This is a genomic window from Bacillus smithii (assembly GCF_001050115.1).
GTDB classification, from domain to species: Bacteria; Bacillota; Bacilli; order Bacillales; family DSM-4216; genus Bacillus_O; species Bacillus_O smithii.
Genome location: NZ_CP012024.1, coordinates 2,341,976 through 2,362,092 on the forward strand (window position 1 = coordinate 2,341,976; position 20,117 = coordinate 2,362,092).

General features: G+C 42.6%; 15 protein-coding genes, 1 other RNA gene and 1 other annotated feature. Of the genes, 3 read left to right on the forward strand and 13 right to left on the reverse strand.

The window, feature by feature from the left end; translation table 11 throughout:
• Nucleotides 1-778: 778 nt before the first annotated feature.
• The 5 genes from BSM4216_RS11030 to BSM4216_RS16890 form a co-directional block, all read right to left on the reverse strand.
• Entirely contained in the window at nt 779-1,543 is a 765-nt protein-coding gene (locus tag BSM4216_RS11030) for a tRNA threonylcarbamoyladenosine dehydratase (RefSeq protein ID WP_003355475.1), read from the reverse strand.
• A 239-nt stretch (nt 1,544-1,782) separates the two neighbouring features.
• Nucleotides 1,783-1,978, reverse strand: a non-coding RNA gene (gene ssrS, locus BSM4216_RS16415) — 6S RNA.
• Nucleotides 1,979-2,040: 62 nt separating this feature from the next.
• Entirely contained in the window at nt 2,041-3,816 is a 1,776-nt protein-coding gene (aspS, locus tag BSM4216_RS11035; protein WP_048623742.1) for an aspartate--tRNA ligase, read from the reverse strand.
• 104 nt (nt 3,817-3,920) lie between these two features.
• Complete coding sequence (hisS, locus tag BSM4216_RS11040) at nt 3,921-5,186, reverse strand: histidine--tRNA ligase (RefSeq protein ID WP_061778474.1); 1,266 nt, start codon at nt 5,184-5,186, stop codon at nt 3,921-3,923.
• Between the two features lie 98 nt (nt 5,187-5,284).
• Nucleotides 5,285-5,503: a binding site (T-box leader), on the reverse strand.
• Between the two features lie 55 nt (nt 5,504-5,558).
• Nucleotides 5,559-5,732 carry a hypothetical protein gene (locus BSM4216_RS16890; protein ID WP_040341976.1) on the reverse strand — a complete coding sequence of 58 codons (174 nt, stop codon included), beginning with the start codon at nt 5,730-5,732 and terminating at the stop codon, nt 5,559-5,561.
• Nucleotides 5,733-5,905: 173 nt separating this feature from the next.
• On the opposite strand from BSM4216_RS16890, the gene BSM4216_RS11050 reads away from it, so the two are divergent.
• Nucleotides 5,906-7,162, forward strand: coding sequence for an N-acetylmuramoyl-L-alanine amidase family protein (locus BSM4216_RS11050; RefSeq protein ID WP_048623744.1), 1,257 nt, complete (start codon nt 5,906-5,908; stop codon nt 7,160-7,162).
• A gap of 35 nt (nt 7,163-7,197) precedes the next feature.
• Here BSM4216_RS11050 and dtd read toward each other — a convergent pair whose 3' ends face one another.
• The 6 genes from dtd to BSM4216_RS11080 form a co-directional block, all read right to left on the reverse strand.
• Nucleotides 7,198-7,638 (reverse strand): D-aminoacyl-tRNA deacylase, encoded by a 441-nt coding sequence (dtd, locus tag BSM4216_RS11055; protein ID WP_003355480.1) that lies wholly within the window; start codon nt 7,636-7,638, stop codon nt 7,198-7,200.
• 11 nt (nt 7,639-7,649) lie between these two features.
• Nucleotides 7,650-9,842, reverse strand: a complete 2,193-nt coding sequence (locus tag BSM4216_RS11060; RefSeq protein ID WP_048623745.1) for a RelA/SpoT family protein — start codon at nt 9,840-9,842, stop codon at nt 7,650-7,652.
• Between the two features lie 463 nt (nt 9,843-10,305).
• Nucleotides 10,306-10,821: an adenine phosphoribosyltransferase gene (locus BSM4216_RS11065; RefSeq protein ID WP_003355482.1), complete on the reverse strand. Its 516-nt coding sequence runs from the start codon at nt 10,819-10,821 to the stop codon at nt 10,306-10,308.
• Nucleotides 10,812-13,181, reverse strand: coding sequence for a single-stranded-DNA-specific exonuclease RecJ (recJ, locus tag BSM4216_RS11070; RefSeq protein WP_048623746.1), 2,370 nt, complete (start codon nt 13,179-13,181; stop codon nt 10,812-10,814). The genes BSM4216_RS11065 and recJ overlap by 10 nt, the downstream gene beginning before the upstream one ends.
• Nucleotides 13,182-13,318: 137 nt before the next feature.
• Entirely contained in the window at nt 13,319-15,583 is a 2,265-nt protein-coding gene (gene secDF, locus BSM4216_RS11075; RefSeq protein WP_048623747.1) for a protein translocase subunit SecDF, read from the reverse strand.
• 117 nt (nt 15,584-15,700) lie between these two features.
• Entirely contained in the window at nt 15,701-16,018 is a 318-nt protein-coding gene (locus tag BSM4216_RS11080; protein ID WP_003355485.1) for a post-transcriptional regulator, read from the reverse strand.
• A 109-nt stretch (nt 16,019-16,127) separates the two neighbouring features.
• On the opposite strand from BSM4216_RS11080, the gene spoVB reads away from it, so the two are divergent.
• Both spoVB and BSM4216_RS11090 read left to right on the forward strand, forming a co-directional pair.
• Complete coding sequence (spoVB, locus tag BSM4216_RS11085; protein WP_048623748.1) at nt 16,128-17,672, forward strand: stage V sporulation protein B; 1,545 nt, start codon at nt 16,128-16,130, stop codon at nt 17,670-17,672.
• 454 nt (nt 17,673-18,126) lie between these two features.
• Nucleotides 18,127-18,510 carry a TIGR04086 family membrane protein gene (locus BSM4216_RS11090; RefSeq protein ID WP_048623749.1) on the forward strand — a complete coding sequence of 128 codons (384 nt, stop codon included), beginning with the start codon at nt 18,127-18,129 and terminating at the stop codon, nt 18,508-18,510.
• 81 nt (nt 18,511-18,591) lie between these two features.
• On the opposite strand, the gene yajC is transcribed toward BSM4216_RS11090, so the two are convergent.
• Both yajC and tgt read right to left on the reverse strand, forming a co-directional pair.
• Entirely contained in the window at nt 18,592-18,891 is a 300-nt protein-coding gene (gene yajC / locus BSM4216_RS11095) for a preprotein translocase subunit YajC (RefSeq protein ID WP_040341803.1), read from the reverse strand.
• Between the two features lie 64 nt (nt 18,892-18,955).
• Nucleotides 18,956-20,095: a tRNA guanosine(34) transglycosylase Tgt gene (gene tgt, locus BSM4216_RS11100; protein ID WP_003355490.1), complete on the reverse strand. Its 1,140-nt coding sequence runs from the start codon at nt 20,093-20,095 to the stop codon at nt 18,956-18,958.
• Nucleotides 20,096-20,117: the final 22 nt, after the last annotated feature.

The window sequence follows — 20,117 nt, forward strand, 5'->3', positions numbered from 1 at the left end:
TGAACGATGACGTCGTTTCTTGACACCTTTACCAGCATGTCAAACGGGCGTCATTCTCTTTGCCTTTATTTTCATGGATTACTGCTCAAAAAAGAAATGCTTGCCTTAAAAATCGAGTAGGAGGGAGCGATTAACTCCCGTCCTCTCACACCACCGTACGTACGGTTCCGTATACGGCGGTTCAATTAAGATAATTGACGCAAGTCTTTATAACTTCCGTGAATAGCTGTTCTCTTTATGCCAGTGGTCACTCCACCCTCCAAGAGGTCTCCCACGGGATTCACCGCTTCCTCCCTCAAGTGAGGTACTACGTTTTCTGTGTTCATCATGACTCACTGAATACCAAGGGCTATTCTCTCTTAATTGTTCGGTCCTTCTTAGTTGTTCTAGACCAACTAATACTATGACCTCTGCTGACTTCTGACGGTTCAGCTACTTATCACTAAGTAGGTTATGAAGAGTACTTCACATATCCGCCAGACCTCCCCGGGTAAGTACATGCACTTTCACACCATCTATCCGCCTCATTTACTCGATATGACCTTCGACAGAAAGAGCTTTGTTTTGTTATGCAAACTCACTCAATCATACCTAGCCTTATATGAGGTTCGTGTTCCTCGGACCGGTGTTTTGCCTCCAGCTTCCTTCAGATTCCGCGTCACCACGGACACCCTTGCTCTTGGCTAACCTCTACTTCTGTCTTCGGGGTTCGGGACTTACACCCTATAGTTCATGTACATGCCGGGCGCACATAAAAAGCCGCCTGTACCGGCGGCTTTTACCCGTTTTGCACCCGTGCTATTTCTATTCCTTCTAGCAGCTTTCGAACCACGTATGAGGCCATAATCAGGCCGCATACAGATGGAACAAACGCATTCGAAGATGGGGGCATTTTCGCTTTTCGAATACTTGCTTCGTCGTTGCCGACCACTTTGCGGACGTCTTCGCGGATAACGATGGGGCTTTCATCGGAAAACACAACAGGGACCCCTTTTTTGATCCCCTCTTTCCGCAATCGGGTACGAACCACTTTCGCAATCGGGTCAGTGTGCGTTTGGGATATATCGGCAATCCGAAATCGGGTTGGATCCATCTTATTAGCGGCTCCCATGCTAGAAATGATGGGAATATCTCGTTTCAAACATTCTTTCATTAAATGAATCTTATAAGTAATGGTATCGGATGCGTCAATGACGAAATCAGGGCGATAGCCAAAGAATTGCTCATACGTTTCTTCCGTATAAAACATTTTTAAGGCGATGACTTCACAATCAGGATTTATATCCGCGATTCTTTCTTTCATCACATCCACCTTTGCTTTTCCGATCGTGGACAGCAAAGCGGGAATTTGCCGGTTCACATTCGTTATATCCACTACATCTTTATCCACCATTACAATACGTCCAATTCCGGAACGTGCCAACGCTTCAACAGCAAAGGAACCGACTCCTCCAACGCCTAGTACAGCAACCGTGCTGTTTGCTAATTTTTCCAGCCCTTCTTTTCCAATCGCTAATTCATTTCTCGAAAATTGGTGAAGCATATTCTCACTCCTATTATGTAATCAGCCGTTGCCTAAGCTCGACAGTTTTTTCGCCAAAAACTATCTTACCTCATCTAATAGAAAGGATTCAATAGACGTTTTTATGGAGGATAGTCGAGTGACCTGCCTGATAAGAAAACCTTTTCATTCAATACGCAAAAACAACCGCTGCATGCAGCGGTTGTTCATCAAAGCAAAATGGTTTATTCGGGCTATTTAAAGTCTACGGAAACAAAAGTACGAGTCCCAATCGTGCCGTTGTCAAAGATCTATACGTTTTGAACCCGCTCTCGGCAGGTGGGTGCCCTGTTTTAAGCTTTGCAAGTCCTCCATCCAGAGAAAGAGGCATTTGCGCTACTTAAAAACTCCAGGCTCCCGTAAATCTAAGTGTTCGGTCAAAACAGAATAGGTTACTAACGTACACATCAGGACTCGTAATCGTTACTGATATATTAACATAGCCTTCTTGATTTATCAACATTCAATACACATAATCTTTACCCATTTTTTTCAACAGACAGTCTCAAATGCAACTCTTCCAGTTGGCTTTGACTAACTTTCCCCGGTGCATCCGTCAACAAGCAGCTTGCACTGGCCGTCTTCGGAAAAGCAATCGTATCGCGCAGATTAGACCGGCCAGCCAGAAGCATGACGATCCGATCCAGTCCTAATGCGATTCCTCCATGCGGCGGAGTTCCATATTCAAACGCTTCAAGCAGGAAACCGAATTGTTCCTCTGCTTCTTCTTTTGTAAAACTGAGCGCTTTAAACATTCTCTCCTGTATATCTTTCTCAAAAATCCGCAGTGAACCTCCGCCCAGTTCATAGCCATTGAGAACGATATCATATGCTTGAGCCCGTACTTTTTCAGGCTCGCTTTCAAGGTACGGCAAATCCTCTCTGAAAGGCATCGTAAACGGATGGTGGGCAGCGTAATATCTTCCATCTTCTTCGTCATACTCAAGGAGCGGCCAATCGGTTACCCATAAGAAATTAAATTGATTGTCATCGATCAGACCTAGTTCTTTTCCAAGTTTAAGACGAAGAGCACCGAGAGCATCGGCCACAATTGAGTTTTTATCTGCGACGAAAAGAAGCAAATCACCGCTCTCTGCTTCCGCCGTTTTCTTCAGCTGATCTTGTTCTTCTTCGCTGAAAAATTTGGCGATCGGTCCTTTTAATTCTCCATCTTCTACTTTTAGCCATGCGAGACCTTTAGCACCGTAACGCGCTGCAAATTCTGCCAGCTGATCGATATCTTTTCGGGAATACTGGCCTGCAGCTCCTTTGGCGTTAATTAACTTTACTTGCCCGCCTTGAGCTACGGCATTGGCAAATACTTTAAAACTTGAATTTTTAACAATTTCAGAGACATCGATCAGTTCCATGCCAAAGCGGGTATCCGGTTTGTCGGAACCATAACGGCTCATTGCTTCTGCATAAGTCATACGCGGAAATGGTTCGGTGATTTCCAGCCCTTTGACTTCTTTCATTAATCGTTTCAACATTCGTTCAGTCAAGTCCATAATATCTTCTTGACTTAAAAAGCTTGCTTCGATATCGATTTGAGTAAATTCCGGTTGGCGGTCAGCGCGCAAATCTTCATCTCGAAAACAACGAGCAATTTGATAGTAGCGATCAAATCCCGACACCATTAACAACTGTTTAAAAATTTGGGGAGATTGCGGAAGTGCGTAAAATTCTCCCGGATGCACCCGGCTCGGCACTAAATAATCGCGTGCTCCTTCCGGTGTGCTTTTTGTCAAAATCGGCGTTTCTACCTCGATAAATCCTTCTTCATCAAGAAAACTGCGAACCGATTTTGTAATGTTGTGACGCATTTGAAACGTTTCAAACATCGTATTTCTACGCAAATCCAAGTAACGGTATTTCAAGCGCACATCTTCCGAAACTTCGGTCCGGTCTTCAATCGTAAACGGCGGATTTTTGGCTGCGCTTAAAATCGTCACTTCATTCGCCTGAATTTCAATGGTCCCAGTTTTAATATTGGGGTTGATCGTTTCACGACTGCGCGCCACCACTCTTCCTTTTATGTCAAGAACATACTCGTTCCGAACTTTATCTGCTGTTTCATAAGCTTCTTTTGATGTTTCCGGGCTGAATACCACTTGGACAATTCCCGTCCGGTCACGCAGATCCACAAAAACCAAGCCGCCTAAATCTCTTCTTCTTTGCACCCATCCTTTTAAAACGACCTCTTCACCAATGTGCTGGTCCGTAATTTCTCCACAATAATGAGTTCTTCCAAACAATCTTTTCTCCTCCTCAATTGATAGACATAGATGAAATGGTTCATTGATCTTGGCATTTACCCCTCTGTTTTGCAGAGGGGTCGATATACAGATCGATTCGTACTTTATATTTCTTTTAATTCAGAAACAAGCCGGTCAATAGGAACTTCTCTTTGCTCACCTGTTTCCATCTGTTTTAGGACGACCACCTGTTTCTTTAATTCGTCTTCACCTAAAATCGCCGCAAAGCGAGCGCCTAACCGGTCCGCCTGTTTCAACTGAGCTTTCATTTTTCGATCTTGGTAGTCTTTATCGGCCCGAATTCCGGCATGGCGAAGCTCTTGCAACAGCTTGACGGAATAATCTTTTGCTTCCTCTCCCAAAGAAACAAGAAAACAATCGAGACCTCGTTCTACAGGCAATTTGACTTTTTCCGCTTCAAGTGCCTGCAAAAGCCGTTCGATGCTGAATGCAAAGCCAATTCCCGGCATTTCCGGACCTCCCAAGTCTTGGACAAGTCCGTTATATCGTCCGCCGCCGCATAAAGTCGTAATGGCACCGAATCCTTCAGCATTGCTCATAATTTCAAAAGCGGTATGATGGTAGTAATCCAATCCGCGGACGAGCGTAGGATCTACAATAAATTCAATTCCAAGTTCCTTTAAATAAAATTGAACTTTATCAAAAAACTTTCTGGAAGGTTCTGTTAAATAATCCAATATCGATGGAGCCGTCTTCATCAATTCATGGTCGCGATCTTTTTTGCAGTCTAAAATCCTCAGCGGATTCTTGTCCAGCCGATTTTGACAATCAGCACAAAATTCACCGATCCGAGGTTTGAAATGCTGAATAAGAGCTTCCCGATGAGCAAGTCGACTTTCTTTATCGCCCAACGAATTTATGACAAGTTGAATATTTTTTAGACCTAACTTTTTGAAAATAGTCATGACAATTGAAATGACTTCAGCGTCTATAGCCGGATCCTCGCTTCCAATCGCTTCAACCCCAAACTGGACAAATTGGCGAAAACGTCCGGCCTGAGGACGTTCGTAGCGAAACATCGGCCCTGTGTAAAACAGCTTAACAGGCTGATTAGGATCTCCGTACATTTTATTTTCCACATAAGAACGGACGACAGAAGCGGTTCCTTCCGGTCTAAGCGTCAGACTGCGTCCGCCCCTGTCTTCAAACGTGTACATTTCTTTTTGCACAATATCCGTTGTATCTCCGACCCCCCGCTGAAAAAGCTCAGTGTGTTCAAAAATCGGAGTACGAATTTCAGAATAATTATAGGTCCGACAAACCTCTTTGGCCGTTTGCTCAATCCACTGCCATTTTTCTACAGTTCCCGGAAGGATATCCTGAGTGCCTCTTGGAATTTGTATCATGATTTCTCCTCCTTCGTACCTAACCACTATGTACATGAGTTCTTACGGATGAACCCATCGGGCTAATAAAAAACTCTCGCCCCTTGCTTGCGCTTGCCAAAACAAGGGACGAGAGTAGATTCCCGTGGTACCACCCTAATTGGAGCGAAAATTGCTCCCACTTTGTCCGTTAACGCCATCTGCGTTCCCTCCTACTAAAAGTTCAGAGGGAAACCTAAGGAGTGTTTTTCGTTAAACAGCCATGCAGAAACGCTTTCAGCCCAAGGCATTTCCTCTCTTTGCATGCGTTTTTAACTACTCTTCTCCCTCATTGGTTTTATCTATATGTGTTTGATAGAATTCGCACATGCCAATGTCCTTAGTATAAGGAATTTCTCAAGAACGTTCAAGCCTCTTTTTTATCCGCTTGATTTCGTTCAGAGAGACACCGAATTCAGAAGCAAGCTCCCATAAATTCGCTTCTTCTCTATCTATTCGATCATGGAAACGGATGCCAAATAAAGGCTTGTTTTCACTTGAGACCATTGTTTGTTTATCGTTTGCCCGCATGATGATACCTGCCTTTCGTAAAATCTGATCCATCCGCAAAGAGATTGTTTCTATTATTTCCTTTTTCCTAATTTTTCATAAAAAAACAGGATTTTTTTTGAAAAAGAAGAATTGAAACAGTGAGTTCCTTTCAAAAGACGGATCAGAATCAAAACAGACATGGATGGTGAGTGATGGATACGCGTTTTTTGACGTTGTTTCTTTTGTCGCTTTTGATTGTTTTGCTTCAGACTAGCTTGGCTTACGCAAACAGCATCACCGTAAACACCGATGTCGTCAATGTTCGGGAAGGTCCCGGCTATTCTTTTGGAATCATCGGCAACGTAAAAAACAACGAAACCTATTCTGTGCTGGAATCACAAAACGGCTGGTACAAAATTGAATTAAAGAATGGAACAAAAGGATGGATCGCCGGCTACTTAACTACGTTGGCTCAAAAACAGAGCGATTTCAGCCGACAAGGGATCATCATAGCGGACCACGTCAACGTTCGAAACATTCCTTCAGAGCAAGGAGATATTGTCGGAAAGTTGAATAGCGGAGATTCAGTGAAGGCCGAACAAACGAAAAATGAATGGGTGCAAATCGAATACCAAAACCAAACAGCTTGGGTAAATCAACAATTTATTCGCCTCAATGATCAAAAAGAAAACGTTTTGAACAATAGGATGGCCGTCGTTCTTTACAACAATACCAATATTCGAACTGAACCATCTACCGATTCCGCTGTTACGGCAAAAGCAAATGCGGGTGATCGTTATCCGATCAACAAAGAGGTTGGAAATTGGTATGAAATTGATTTATCGAAAGGACAGACAGGGTATATAGCCAGCTGGGTAGTCGCTGTTCGTCAAGCCAATGTTTCTTCCCAATCAGCACTGGATCCAAGCGTTCTAAAAGGAAAAACCATCGTCCTTGATCCGGGGCATGGAGGAAAAGACCGAGGAACAAAAGGAGCAAGCGGCACTATGGAAAAAGTTTTAACGTTGGAAACAGCAGAACGTTTATACGAAAAATTGGAACGGGCTGGGGCGCATGTTTTTTTAACAAGAGAGGATGATTCCTATATTCCGCTGGCTTCGAGAGTGGCCATGTCCCAAATTTTGGGAGCCGATGCCTTCATAAGCATCCACTTTGACAGCAACCACAATCAAAATATTCGGGGCTTTACCACTTATTACTATCAGCCTTATCAACAAAGGCTGGCTCAAGCGGTGGAAATGCAAGTAAAAAAAGCAAGTCCGCTTTTTTCTCTCGGCGTTAAAAAAGGCGATTTTTACGTACTAAGAGAAAACAGTCAACCTTCTGTTTTGCTTGAACTTGGTTTTTTAAGCAATCCACAGGAAGAGCAAACCATTATCACCCTTCCCTATCAAGAGCAGGCAACAACCGGCATTTACAACGGTCTCATTTCTTATTTTTCACAATAAAAAGGCGGCCAGTCGGCCATCCTCTTAAAATCACGTTATTTGCTTTCCAATATTAAGGTGACCGGCCCATCGTTGACTAATTTGACGTCCATCATCGCTCCAAATCGGCCGGTTTCCACGTGCACGCCTTTTTCGCGCAATAATTCATTAAAACGATCATATAAAGGCTCTGCATGGCTCGGTTTAGCGGCGTTCATAAAATTGGGACGCCGTCCTTTTCTCGTATCGCCATATAAAGTAAATTGCGATATGGAAAGAATTTCTCCATTTACATCAAGGATGGATAAGTTCATTTTTCCCTTATCGTCTTCGAATACTCTTAGCCCGGCAATTTTTTCCGCTAAATAAGCGGCGTCTTCTTCTGTATCTTCATGAGTGATTCCAACTAGAAGGACAAAACCGGATGAAATTTGTCCGACCGTTTTTCCGTCCACTTCGACGGAAGCTTCTTTGCTTCTTTGCAGTACGACTCTCATTTTCCACACCCTTAATTCATAATTCTTCTTACCGCATAAATGTCTGGTAATTGCTTAATTCGTTCCACCACTTTATGCAAGTGGCTGACGTTGCGTATGAAAATCGACATGTGTATTCTAGCTACTTTATTGCGATCGGATCGGCCGGTAACCGCTGAAATATTGGTTTTTGTTTCATTGACCACTTGGAGGACTTCATTTAATAAACCGCGGCGGTCATAACCCGATATTTCGATTTCTACGTTGTATTCTTTATGATTTTCCGGATTGCTTTCCCATTCGACCGGAATTAAACGATCTTTCGTCTCTTCAGTATGGATATTAGGACAATCCGCACGATGAACGGAAATACCGCGTCCTTTCGTAATATAGCCGACGATGTCATCTCCAGGAACCGGATTGCAGCATCTTGAAAGTCGGAGCAGCAAATTATCGATTCCTTTTACGCGAACACCGACGTTCGTTTTACTAGTAGTCGGGAATGTTTTCAGCTCTTTGATCGCCGATTCTTGAACACTGATTTCTTCATCTCTCTGTTTTCTCAATTTTTCCGTCAATCTATTGGCGATTTGGGCAGCGGTAATGCCATTATAGCCGACAGCTGCGTACATATCTTCTTCCGATGAGAAATTGAATTTTTCAGCTACTTTTTTAATATTTTCCGGCGTCATTACTTCTTTTAAATCAAAATCCATATTGCGGATTTCTTTTTCTACAAGCTCCCGACCTTTTTCAATGTTTTCTTCTTTCCGTTGTTTCTTGTAAAACTGTTTAATTTTATTTTTCGCTTGGGACGTTTGGGCCAATTTAATCCAGTCTTGACTTGGACCGTAAGAATGCTTGGACGTCAATATTTCCACGATGTCCCCAGTTTTCAGCTTGTAATCAAGAGTCACCATTTTTCCATTGACTTTTGCACCGATCGTTTTGTTGCCGATTTCCGAGTGGATGCGATAGGCAAAATCGATCGGAACAGATCCGGACGGAAGCTCGATGACATCTCCTTTTGGAGTAAATACAAATACCATATCGGAAAATAAGTCAATTTTCAGCGATTCCATAAATTCTTCCGCATTGGCCGATTCTTTTTGAAACTCAAGAATTTCACGGAACCAAGAAAGTTTCTTTTCAAAAGAAGAGTTTTCATCAAGCGTTTTTCCTTCTTTATATGCCCAGTGGGCAGCAACCCCGTATTCAGCGATGCGATGCATATCAAAAGTCCTGATTTGAACTTCCAGAGGATCGCCTTTCGGACCGATGACAGTCGTATGCAGCGATTGGTACATATTAGGCTTCGGCATGGCAATATAATCTTTGAAACGCCCCGGCATCGGTTTCCAGCATGTATGAATGATTCCAAGCACCGCGTAACAATCTTTGATGCTGTTGACCAAAATTCTTACAGCCAATAAGTCGTATATTTCATTGAATTGTTTGTTTTTTATGACCATTTTTCGGTAAATGCTGTAAATATGTTTAGGACGGCCTGATATTTCCGCTTCAATCGAGACTTCTTTCAGCCGCTCCCTCACTTCTTCAACGACCTCTTCCAAGTATTCTTCGCGCTCTGCCCGCTTTCTCTTCATCAGATTGACAATTCGATAATATTGCTGCGGGTTTAAATAGCGAAGTGCGGTATCTTCCAACTCCCACTTGATTTTAGAAATTCCCAGCCGGTGAGCAAGCGGGGCGAAAATTTCCAGCGTTTCATTGGCGATTCTGCGCTGTTTTTCAGCCGGCAAATGTTTCAACGTACGCATATTATGCAGACGATCAGCAAGCTTAATCAAAATCACTCGAATATCTTGAGCCATGGCCAAAAACATTTTCCGGTGATTTTCCGCTTGCTGTTCTTCATGAGACTTATATTTAATCTTGCCGAGCTTCGTAACTCCATCCACAAGCATGGCAATTTCTTCATTAAATTCCCTCTTTAAATCCTCGAGGGTCATTTCCGTATCTTCCACGACATCATGCAAAAAACCCGCTGCCACTGTTGCAGGATCCATTTCCAAATCCGCTAAAATGCCCGCAACCTGCACCGGATGCATAATATAAGGTTCCCCGGATTTCCGGTATTGATGTTTGTGCGCTTCTTCTGCCACACGATAGGCCTTATATACTAAAGCTACATGCTCTTCATTTAAATATTGTTTCACCCGATCGATTACTTGTTCGGCGGTTAATACCTGATCTTTCGCCATATAAATACTCACCTTTGTAATTTTAAAAATATTTGGGTATTGAGTTTTAAAAATAACTTTATTTTTCTATTATCTTTAAAAAAAGAATAGATGTAAAGTCATCTATTCAAATTTATTGAAAAGAATGTTGAATTTTGTCGATTAATCTTTATTACAGCCCTTTTCGCCATTATCTCCTGCCAATCTGAGCCGCCATTTTCTCTGCCTTGCCCGCTGGACAATGAAAAGGATTCATCTTTCGTTATCGTTCGACCTTTTTAAGAAGACCAAAAAGCCCTTATAAAAAGGGCTTTTCATCCATTTTTTCGTCTTCGGCTAGTAACATTATTGTACCGCTTAAAACAAAATTGTCCAAGCGTTTTCCATCAAAAATGAGCGTTTCTCTACATTTGATCGAGTAGCATCAGCAAAAACACTCGAAAAAAGAGTGCCATACCTTAAAACTCTCATAAAAGAGAGTCGTTTATTCGTATTTCATTAACGCCAGAATATCGTACCCGTCCAGCTTCTTGCGTCCTTCCAGATAGGCCAATTCGATTAAAAAGGCAATGCCAACAACGATACCGCCGAGTTGTTCCACCAGTTTAATCGTTGCTTCGATTGTTCCTCCGGTTGCCAATAAGTCATCGATAATCAATACTCTTTGCCCCGGTTTAATGGCATCTTTATGGATGGTTAACACATCTTTTCCATATTCAAGGCCATATTCCACTTTTACCGTTTCTCGAGGAAGCTTACCTTCTTTTCTTACAGGCGCAAATCCAACTCCAAGAGCATAAGCAACAGGACAGCCTACAATGAACCCACGCGCTTCAGGTCCTACGACTATATCTACTTTTTTCTTTTCTGCATAGGCTACGATTTGATCAGTCGCAAATTTAAACGCTTCGCCATTATCCATGAGCGGCGTGATATCTTTAAATTGCACTCCAGGCTGAGGCCAGTCAGGCACGACAGCAATATACTTTTTCAAATCCATGTTTTAGTTTCCTCCTCATGATTTTGAGACAAATAAAAATATTGATTAAACCAATCTCTCAATTGTTCGTAGTTTGAATATAACAGTTCGTTCTCGATTTGATATTGCTCCTGTTTTTCGCGATAAGCTTTGGATTCATTTAAATCTCGCTTAGCCGGCGCTTCATTTAATGAAATAAGGCCATCTTCTATTGTAACAAATCCGAGTTCTAAAAACACTCTGGACATGAACTCAATCGTTTCTTTCGACCATCCCCGGTATTTAGCCAAATCGCCGCTGTATCGTTTTAAATCAAAAGTTTTCTGTTTGAGAAGAAAAGCATAATACCATTTAAAATGCTCCCTTGTGGGCACTGTACTGAAATAATGCTGCTTTTCTTGATAAAAATGGGCATAAATTCTGTTCGGACTCTTATGAGAAAGCAAGATTTCCATATATTCTTTTTTTGGAGGCAAATCCATAAAAACGATATTTCGACCGGAAATATCGAGATTAGCGGCTGTTTCCAAATTAGAAACGACGACAAGATCTTTTTCAAGAGGTTGAAGTCGAAGCCGGGCTATCGTGTCTTCATGAAAGACAATCAAAATCCTGTCATCCGGAACAAGATCCATCCACTTATCGAGTTGCCGCATTCCCCTGACATCGAACAGCTGCCATTCCTTTACTTGAATATCCTGCAGGACGATCTGCGGCTTTTTGATATGATTCCATTCGTTGATGCCAAGTTCTCCGATAACCGAAACCTTCGATTGAGGAGCTATGTGATCAGCCATTTCTCCCATGCCGAAACCGATAGCGTCCAAAGAGGCGTCACCACTGGCGAGCTGCATTTTCAAATGAGATTGATCTGCACCGATTTTCCGCATGTTGCGAAAAGCCAGATCCCCCAGTAAAAACGTTGGCTTCGGATTTTCCGTACCAAAAGGGGCAAGCAGCTGAAGTTCTTCAATCATCGACAGCTCGGCATCCTCCAAGTTTATGGCCATATCCACTTCCGTTTGTGGTATAAAATCTTCCTCATTCAGCTGTTCTCGAGCCAATTCGATCATTCGGCTGCGCAATCGATCTACGTCTTCGATTTTCATCGTCATTCCTGCTGCCATCGTATGTCCGCCAAAATGGGGCAATAGATCGCGGCACTCCGATAAGCTATCAAACAAGTTAAATCCTTGAATGCTGCGGGCAGATCCTTTTGCAAGCCCGCTTTCCCGATCAAAGCTTAAAATAATAACGGGTCGATAGTATTTTTCAACAAGCCGAGAAGCAGCAATCCCGATAACGCCGGGATTCCAACCTTCTTTCCCGATCACAAGGACGGGATTCCGGTCTGGCGGATAGGAAGTTTCAACGATTTCCACTGCTTCTTTCGTCATCTCATTTACCATTTGCTGCCGATCTGCATTCATCCGATTAATCTCTTCTGCAATGGAAAGAGCCGTTTCTTGATCTTCCGCAAGAAGCAAGTCAACGGCGGGATAAGCAGAATCCAATCTTCCGGCGGCATTCAGTCTAGGGGCTATCATATAACCAATAGTATCTTCATTGATCTCTTCTAAGGATACGCCGTTTAATCGACAAATCGCTTGAATGCCCAAACGACTTGTCTGCTGCAGTTTTTTTAAGCCTGCTTTTACAAGAGAACGGTTTTCTCCCAAAAGCGGCACTAAATCAGCAACTGTCCCGATGGCGGCTAAATCTAATAGATTCTCCGGCAGCTCGCCATATAAAGCGTGTGCCGTCTTGAATGCCACTCCTACACCTGCCAAATAAGGAAACGGATAATTTCCTTCCGGATGCTTGGGATGAATAACGGCAAATGCTTCGGGAATGACAGGACCAGGTTCATGATGGTCCGTTATAATGACATCCATACCCAATTCCTTTGCCAGAGCCACTTCTTTCACAGCCGCTATCCCCGTATCTACGGTAATGATCAAATGAATATCGCGCGATTTTGCCAATCGAAAAGCATTTTCATTAGGTCCGTATCCTTCGGTAAATCGATTCGGTATGTAATAATCAACATTCGCTCCTAAATCTTGTAGAGCGGTAACCATAACCGATGTACTTGTCACACCATCGGCGTCATAATCTCCATATACCAAAATGTTTTCTTCGTTTTTAATGGCCTCTTTTATGCGACGAACTGCCTTATCCATATCTTTTAAGAGAAATGGATCATGAAAGCTTTCTCCTTTATCAAATAAAAAACACCGTGCCGATTCTACCTCGGTAATACCACGGTTCACTAACAGTTCGGCCAAAAGAGGGCTGATAGCCAGTTCATTTGACAATGTTCGAACAGTCTCATCCGAGAGATGTTTCCGAACAATCCATCGGGTTTTTGGTTTTAACATACGTTCACCCCTCAACTCATCCTATTATACAAAACTCATATTCTGCTTTCAATGACGGATTCACCCCCCACAGTTCGATGCCATGAAAAAAGCCGCAGGATGATCCTGCAGCTTTTAAAAGATGTTATTTATTTCATTTATACTTGCGGTTCGTCGCTCCATTTGCGTTTTTCTTTATACGTTTTTAAGGAACCTTTCTTCTTCAATTCTCTTTTTTTCATCACCAACCATAATTGAGCGGCAATAAACAAGGAAGAGTAGGTTCCGAAAATCAATCCGATGAAAAGAGCAATGGAGAAATTGCGAATCGATTCGCTTCCGAAAAGAAGCAGCGCCACAACAGTAATCAACACGGTTAAAACCGTATTCACCGAACGGGTCAACGTTTGCCGCAAGCTGCGGTTTACAATATCAGCCAATTCATCATACGATTTAATGCGGCGGCGTTTTTTCAGATTTTCCCTAATCCGGTCAAACGTGACGATCGTATCATTTAAGGAATAACCGACGATTGTCAACACGGCGGCGACAAATGTAAGATCTACTTCCAGTCTCGTTAAACTAAAGACGGATACAATCACAAATACGTCATGCAGCAAGGCCGCAATGGAAGAAATCCCCATGTAAATTTCGAAGCGAAATGCAAGATAGATAACGATCCCTATGGAAGCGATGATCAAAGCGTAAATCGCATTTTTCACCAGCTCTTTTCCGACAATAGGAGATACGCTGCTCACATTCGGCTCGTTTCCAAACTTCTTGTGGAAATGTTCTTTTACTTGGGCAATTTCTTTTTTGGTCAACGCTTCTTTAAATCTTGCTGTCCCGATATTTTTCTTATCGCCGGATATCAAAATTCGATCTGCTTTCAGATGGACAGCCTTCAGCTCATTCGCTACTTTTTCCTCCGTCAATGGCTGATTCGCCATAATTTCCAATCTCGTTCCACTCGTAAAATCAATACCCAAGTTCAACCTGTAGATTCCCAACACGATCATACCGGCAATGATCAAAATCAATGAAAAAGCAAAAAACTTGCGGTGATGCTTGACAAAATCAAAACGGTCAAATTTCGTACTCAAATCTAATGTATCTACGTTTTCTTTTATATCGTGGATATCTTTTTTGCGAACTCCAAACCATCCTGGACGGTTCTTGACCAGTCCGCTTTGAACAATTAATCCAAGCAAAACTCTCGATAACCAGACAGCGGTGATAAAGCTGACGATGATGCTGACAATTAAACTGGTCGCAAAACCTTTGACAGAGCTTGTCCCGAAGAAAAAGAGAACGGTAGCCGCCAAAAGAGTCGTAATATTGGCGTCAATTATGGTCAATAAAGAGTTTTTATTACCGGCTTGAAAGGCAGACCGAATGCTTTTTCCAACCCTTATCTCTTCCTTCACCCGTTCAGCCGAGATGATGTTGGCATCGACCGCCATTCCAACCCCAAGGATCAAAGCCGCTATTCCCGGAAGGGTCAACACGGCGTGCATCCAATCGAATATCAAAAGTACTAAATAAATATAGATGGAAAGGGCAATCACAGCGATGATACCCGGCAACCGATAGTAAAAAATCATAAATAAGTAAACGATCGCAATCCCGATGATTCCGGCAAGAACGGTATCATGCAACGCTTGTTCACCGAATTGGGCGCCGACCGATGTCGAGTAAACTTCTTTCAGCTTCACCGGCAATGCGCCAGCATTTAACAAAGAAGCAAGGTTTTGGGCTTCTTTGGTGGTGAAGTTGCCCTCGATCGTCACTTGATCCGTGTCTAATACTTCGTTTACGTTAGGCGCGGATATAAATTTCGGATGTTTTTTCTGAATTTCTTTTTTAAAGGAATCTTTTCCTTCTTCAAAATCAAGCCAAATGACAAGCTGGTTATTGGGAGCCATGCTTACAATTTTTTGAGTGACCTTTTTAAATTTATTCCGGTCCTTTAATTTAAGCACAACGTTCGGCTTGCCATCCTGCGAAAATGATTGCTTCGCTCCTCCGGAGACAAGATCCGAACCATCAAGCATCACATGGTCATTGACATCGCGAAACGTCAAGTTAGCTTGAGTCGATAACATTTCACGAGCCTGATTTTGATCCTCCACCCCTGCCAGCTGGACGCGGATGCGATGACCATTCTCAATTTGAATACTCGGTTCGCTTACCCCGAGAACATTAATCCGCTTATCAAGGGCTTCGGCTGTATCCGCTACTACTTTATCCGTAATTTTTTGTCCTTTTTTCGCTGGTTCGACTTTGTACAGAACTTCAAAACCGCCCTGCAAATCAAGGCCCAGCCTGATATGATTCAAAATATTTTTAGTTGTTGCCCCCGCCAAGCTTCCGATTAGAATCACAATCAAAAAAAAGGCAACAATACGGCTCCGCTTTACCATTCCAATTAAAGCCTCCTTAAATATGTACTGCAAAGATACAAAAAAATTCTGGCGAATAAGGCACCAGAATCGCTCAACGTATTTATTATGAAGCAGAAAAAAGAAGCTGTCAATTTATCATCGTTCTTTTTGTGGATGAAAAAGGTATTGGATTTCTTCTCGATTTTGATCTGTCAACAAAGGAGAGGAACGATACGCTTCCACCGTTGCATAATTCATAAAATCTCCAGGTTTCAGTGCAATAATATCGCTTACTAATTGATAGATCCGAACATCTTGTTGGGCATTCTTCCATTTTTTCTTGATGAAATAATTCCATAATGAATCCAGTTGAACCGACTCATAGCCTAACAGCCGAAATTCTTCCACCTTGCTGACAAGAGCTGGTGTTAATCGATGATAAAACCGCTGATATGGGTGATGATTTTTTTTCATTTTCATCCCGCCTTTTCCGATAAATGAACATCTTGTCATGCTTTGTCCATTTGTTTGCATATATATCATTGTAAAAGATAACGGTACAGTTGAGAAGGCAGGGAGGAAAATGTCGAAGTTTCTTAGAGGAACACTCATATTATTAATAGCGACCTTTGTGACCAGAATCTTAGGGTTTATCAATAGAATTGTGATCGCTCGGTCCATCGGCGAAGAGGGAGTCGGATTATACATGATGGCCTACCCAACTTTTATACTAGCGGTTACATTGACGCAAATGGGGCTTCCTGTGGCTATCTCCAAAAGTGTGGCGGAAGCTGAAGCAAGAGGCGATTTTCGGAGGATCAAGAAAATCCTTGTCGTCTCACTTGGAGTCACGATTTCTCTCTCGCTCGTCTTTACACCGGGATTGCTGTTATGTGCGCCTTTTATCTCCAAAACTTTGTTTACAGATGAACGGACTTTCTATCCGCTTCTGGCCATCGCTCCCGTTATCCCTGTCGTTGCCGTCTCCTCGGTTTTAAGGGGCTATTTTCAAGGTAGGCAAAATATGAAACCATCCGCAATATCACAAGTATTGGAGCAGGCGATTAGGATCGCTCTCATCGCCGTTATGACAAAAGCCTTCCTACCATACGGCGTTGAGTTTGCGGCCGCAGGAGCGATGATCGCCTCCGTGCTCGGCGAACTTGGATCCCTGTTATATCTGTTTACCATGTTTAAAATGAAAAAGAGATTCCGCGTGCGAAACCATTTTTTGAAAACCATTTTTTCAGGGGGAGATGTTTTTAAAGAATTAATGATTGTGGGTATTCCGACGATGGGCAGTAGACTGATCGGCTCCTTGTCGTGGTTTTTAGAACCGATTGTCGTTTCCCGCAGTCTGGCCATCGCTGGAATCGCCTCCGGTGTGGCCACGCAGCAATACGGGATGTTAACGGGCTTTGCGTTGCCGCTATTACTGCTGCCTTCTTTTATTACCACTTCTTTATCTACTTCATTAGTACCGGCGATCAGCGAGGCCAATGCCCATAAAAACTATCGGCTTTTGGAATACCAAGTTCAAGAAGCTTTGCGATTTTGTCTAGTCACCGGAGGACTGGCTGTCATTATTCTTTATTTGTATGCCGAACCATTGATGCAGCTAATGTATGGATCAAATAAAGGGGCAGTGTTTATTCAATTGATGGCTCCTTTCTTTCTTTTCCAGTATTATCAAGGACCTCTTCAGGCGGTTCTGCAGGCGCTGAATCTTGCGGATGCAGCGATGATCAACAGCTTTATCGGCTCTTTTGTAAAATTGGCCGTTATTTTCGTACTCGCCTCCCAGCCTTCATTCGGCATTTACGGAGCGGCACTTGGGATTGTGACGGGAACCATGTTAGTGACGTTGCTTCATCTAATGACAGCCGTTAAAAAATTATCTTTAACGATTTATGTAAGAGATTATCTTCATTTTATATTTGTCGTCGTGGTTGTCATTATATTCTCCAAACTGGCAGATCAATATGTACTCACCATGGAAAGTCCATTCATTCGTTTTTTGGCGGGAGCCACTTTCACTTCCGTCCTTTACATCATCATTTCCGGTGCAGCTGGCCTTATTAAAAAAAGAGATTTGCTGAAAATTCCCATTATAAAAAAATGGATATAATTTCACTCAAACTGGCTTTCATGCAAAAATGATGAACGAAGCAAGGTTCCATTCGGTTCACTTAAAAAGAGGGAAATCAGTCCTTTTCAACCTTGCTCTTCCTTCTTCATAAAGGCCATGCTTAAGAAAAACCGCAAATTGTCCGCCTAACGATGAAAACAAAGCCGTTTGACTCAATTTCTTCGCTCTTGTCCATTGGCTAAGATTGTTGACTCTCTTCATCGGTTCTTAGCGGAGAGGCTTTCTTATCAAGATAAAATGGATTGTCCAGGAATTCACCAAACTCCCTCTTCTTGTCGCTCACCTTTTTTAGTATGTGTGAATAATGGTCAAAGAATGACGGAATAAGTCGGGAACTTGGCTTCTATTAACTTTTGCTTCTAACCTAACAATGAAGCGCATATGCTTGTACTGGGAAAAATTGAAATTTTCAGGCGGGAGGAGAAGCCATTTTATGCAAAGGCAAATTAGTGCAGTGTTATACGGAGTCATCGCGATCCTGATCATGGCCATAGCCAGCAGCCTTATTTTTGCTACGATTTTACGGTTATCGCAATTAACGGAACATTCCATTCAATTATTGGTCACCATTATATCTTTTTTCAGTTTATTTATCGGGGGGTACATCACGGGGGGAAAAGGGAAAGAAAAAGGACTGCTTCTCGGAGCATTTACAGGAATCATTTATAGTTCCATTATTTTTCTATATCAGTTTCTCGGATACGACTCCATCTTTTCTTTAAAGCAACTCATCTTCCATCTTTGCTATATCGCCACCGCCATGCTAGGAAGCGTATTGGGCGTCAATCTTTCCGGCGGGAAAACGAAAGAGTCTTAGCAAGTTTCTGACCTCTGTTTTGCGCTTTAATCTATCCATAAAAAAGAAGCAATTCGAATGACCAAATTGCTTCTTTTTTTATTACGAGTTTGTTGAAGACGAGTTCGTCGAAGAACTTTTGGCTTTTTCAATCACATCACGAACCGCTGACCGGTCGTATGTCAAACGGCTGCCATCTCCGCATCGAATGACAATCGTATTTTCATCCAGCGAATCGACGATGCCATGAAGACCGCCAATCGTAACGATCTTATCTCCTTTTTCCAAGCTGTTCTGCATATTCATGACTTGCTTTTGCCGTTTTTGCTGAGGACGGATAAGCAAGAAGTAAAACAGAACGAACATGATAATTAAAGGCAAAAATGTTCCTAAACTACCCAATCCATTCACCCCTTTCTAAGTACAATAAACACTCAAAGCTTGAGGTTCAAGCTTACGTTCCTTTTTAAAAGTTTTTGGCATCAGGACGATTAAAACCGTACTGTTCAAAAAACTCTTCTCTAAAATCACCAAGCCGGTCTTCCCGGATAGCTTGTCTGATTTTCTCCATTAATTTTAACAGAAAATAAAGATTGTGGTAAGTCGTCAACCTAATTCCCAATGTTTCATTCGTATGAATTAAATGACGGATATACGCCCTCGAATAGTTTCTGCACGTATAGCAATCACATTGCTCATCAATCGGCCGAAAATCGCGAGCGTATTTTGCATTTTTCACCACAAGCCGACCTTGGCTCGTCATCAGCGTACCGTTTCTGGCAATTCGCGTTGGAAGTACACAATCGAACATATCAATTCCCCGAATGGCGCCATCAATTAAAGAATCCGGCGACCCTACTCCCATTAAATAGCGTGGTTTATCAGCCGGCAAAAGCGGCGTCGTGAATTCCAGCATTTCATTCATGACCTCTTTCGGTTCTCCCACCGACAGTCCACCGATCGCATAGCCCGGAAAATCAAGAGACACTAAATCATTGGCACTTTGCCGACGAAGTTCTTTATACTCTCCCCCTTGCACAATCCCAAACAACCCTTGGTCTTCCGGTCTTTTATGAGCTTTCAGGCAGCGCTCAGCCCATCGCGAAGTCCTTTCTATCGACTTTTTCATATAATCGAACTCAGCCGGATAAGGAGGGCATTCATCAAATGCCATCATAATGTCTGATCCAAGAGCGTTTTGAATTTCCATCGCTTTTTCAGGAGATAAAAACAGTTTTTCCCCATTTAAATGATTGCGGAAATACACTCCTTCTTCCTCAATGCGACGAAGTTTGCTCAAGCTGAATACTTGAAAACCGCCAGAATCGGTTAAAATCGCTCCATCCCAATTCATAAAGGAATGAAGGCCGCCCGCTTCTTGGATAATATCATGGCCGGGCCTTAACCAAAGATGATACGTATTGCTTAGAATAATCTTAGCCCCCATCTCTTTTAATTCTTCCGGGGACATGGTTTTCACTGTCGCTAACGTTCCAACGGGCATAAACATGGGCGTTTCAAAACTTCCATGCGGCGTCGTCACTCTACCAAGCCTTGCACCCGTCTGCTTACAAGTTTTCAATAATTCATACTTGATGGCTGGCAATGTTCCATGCTCCTTCCTCTTT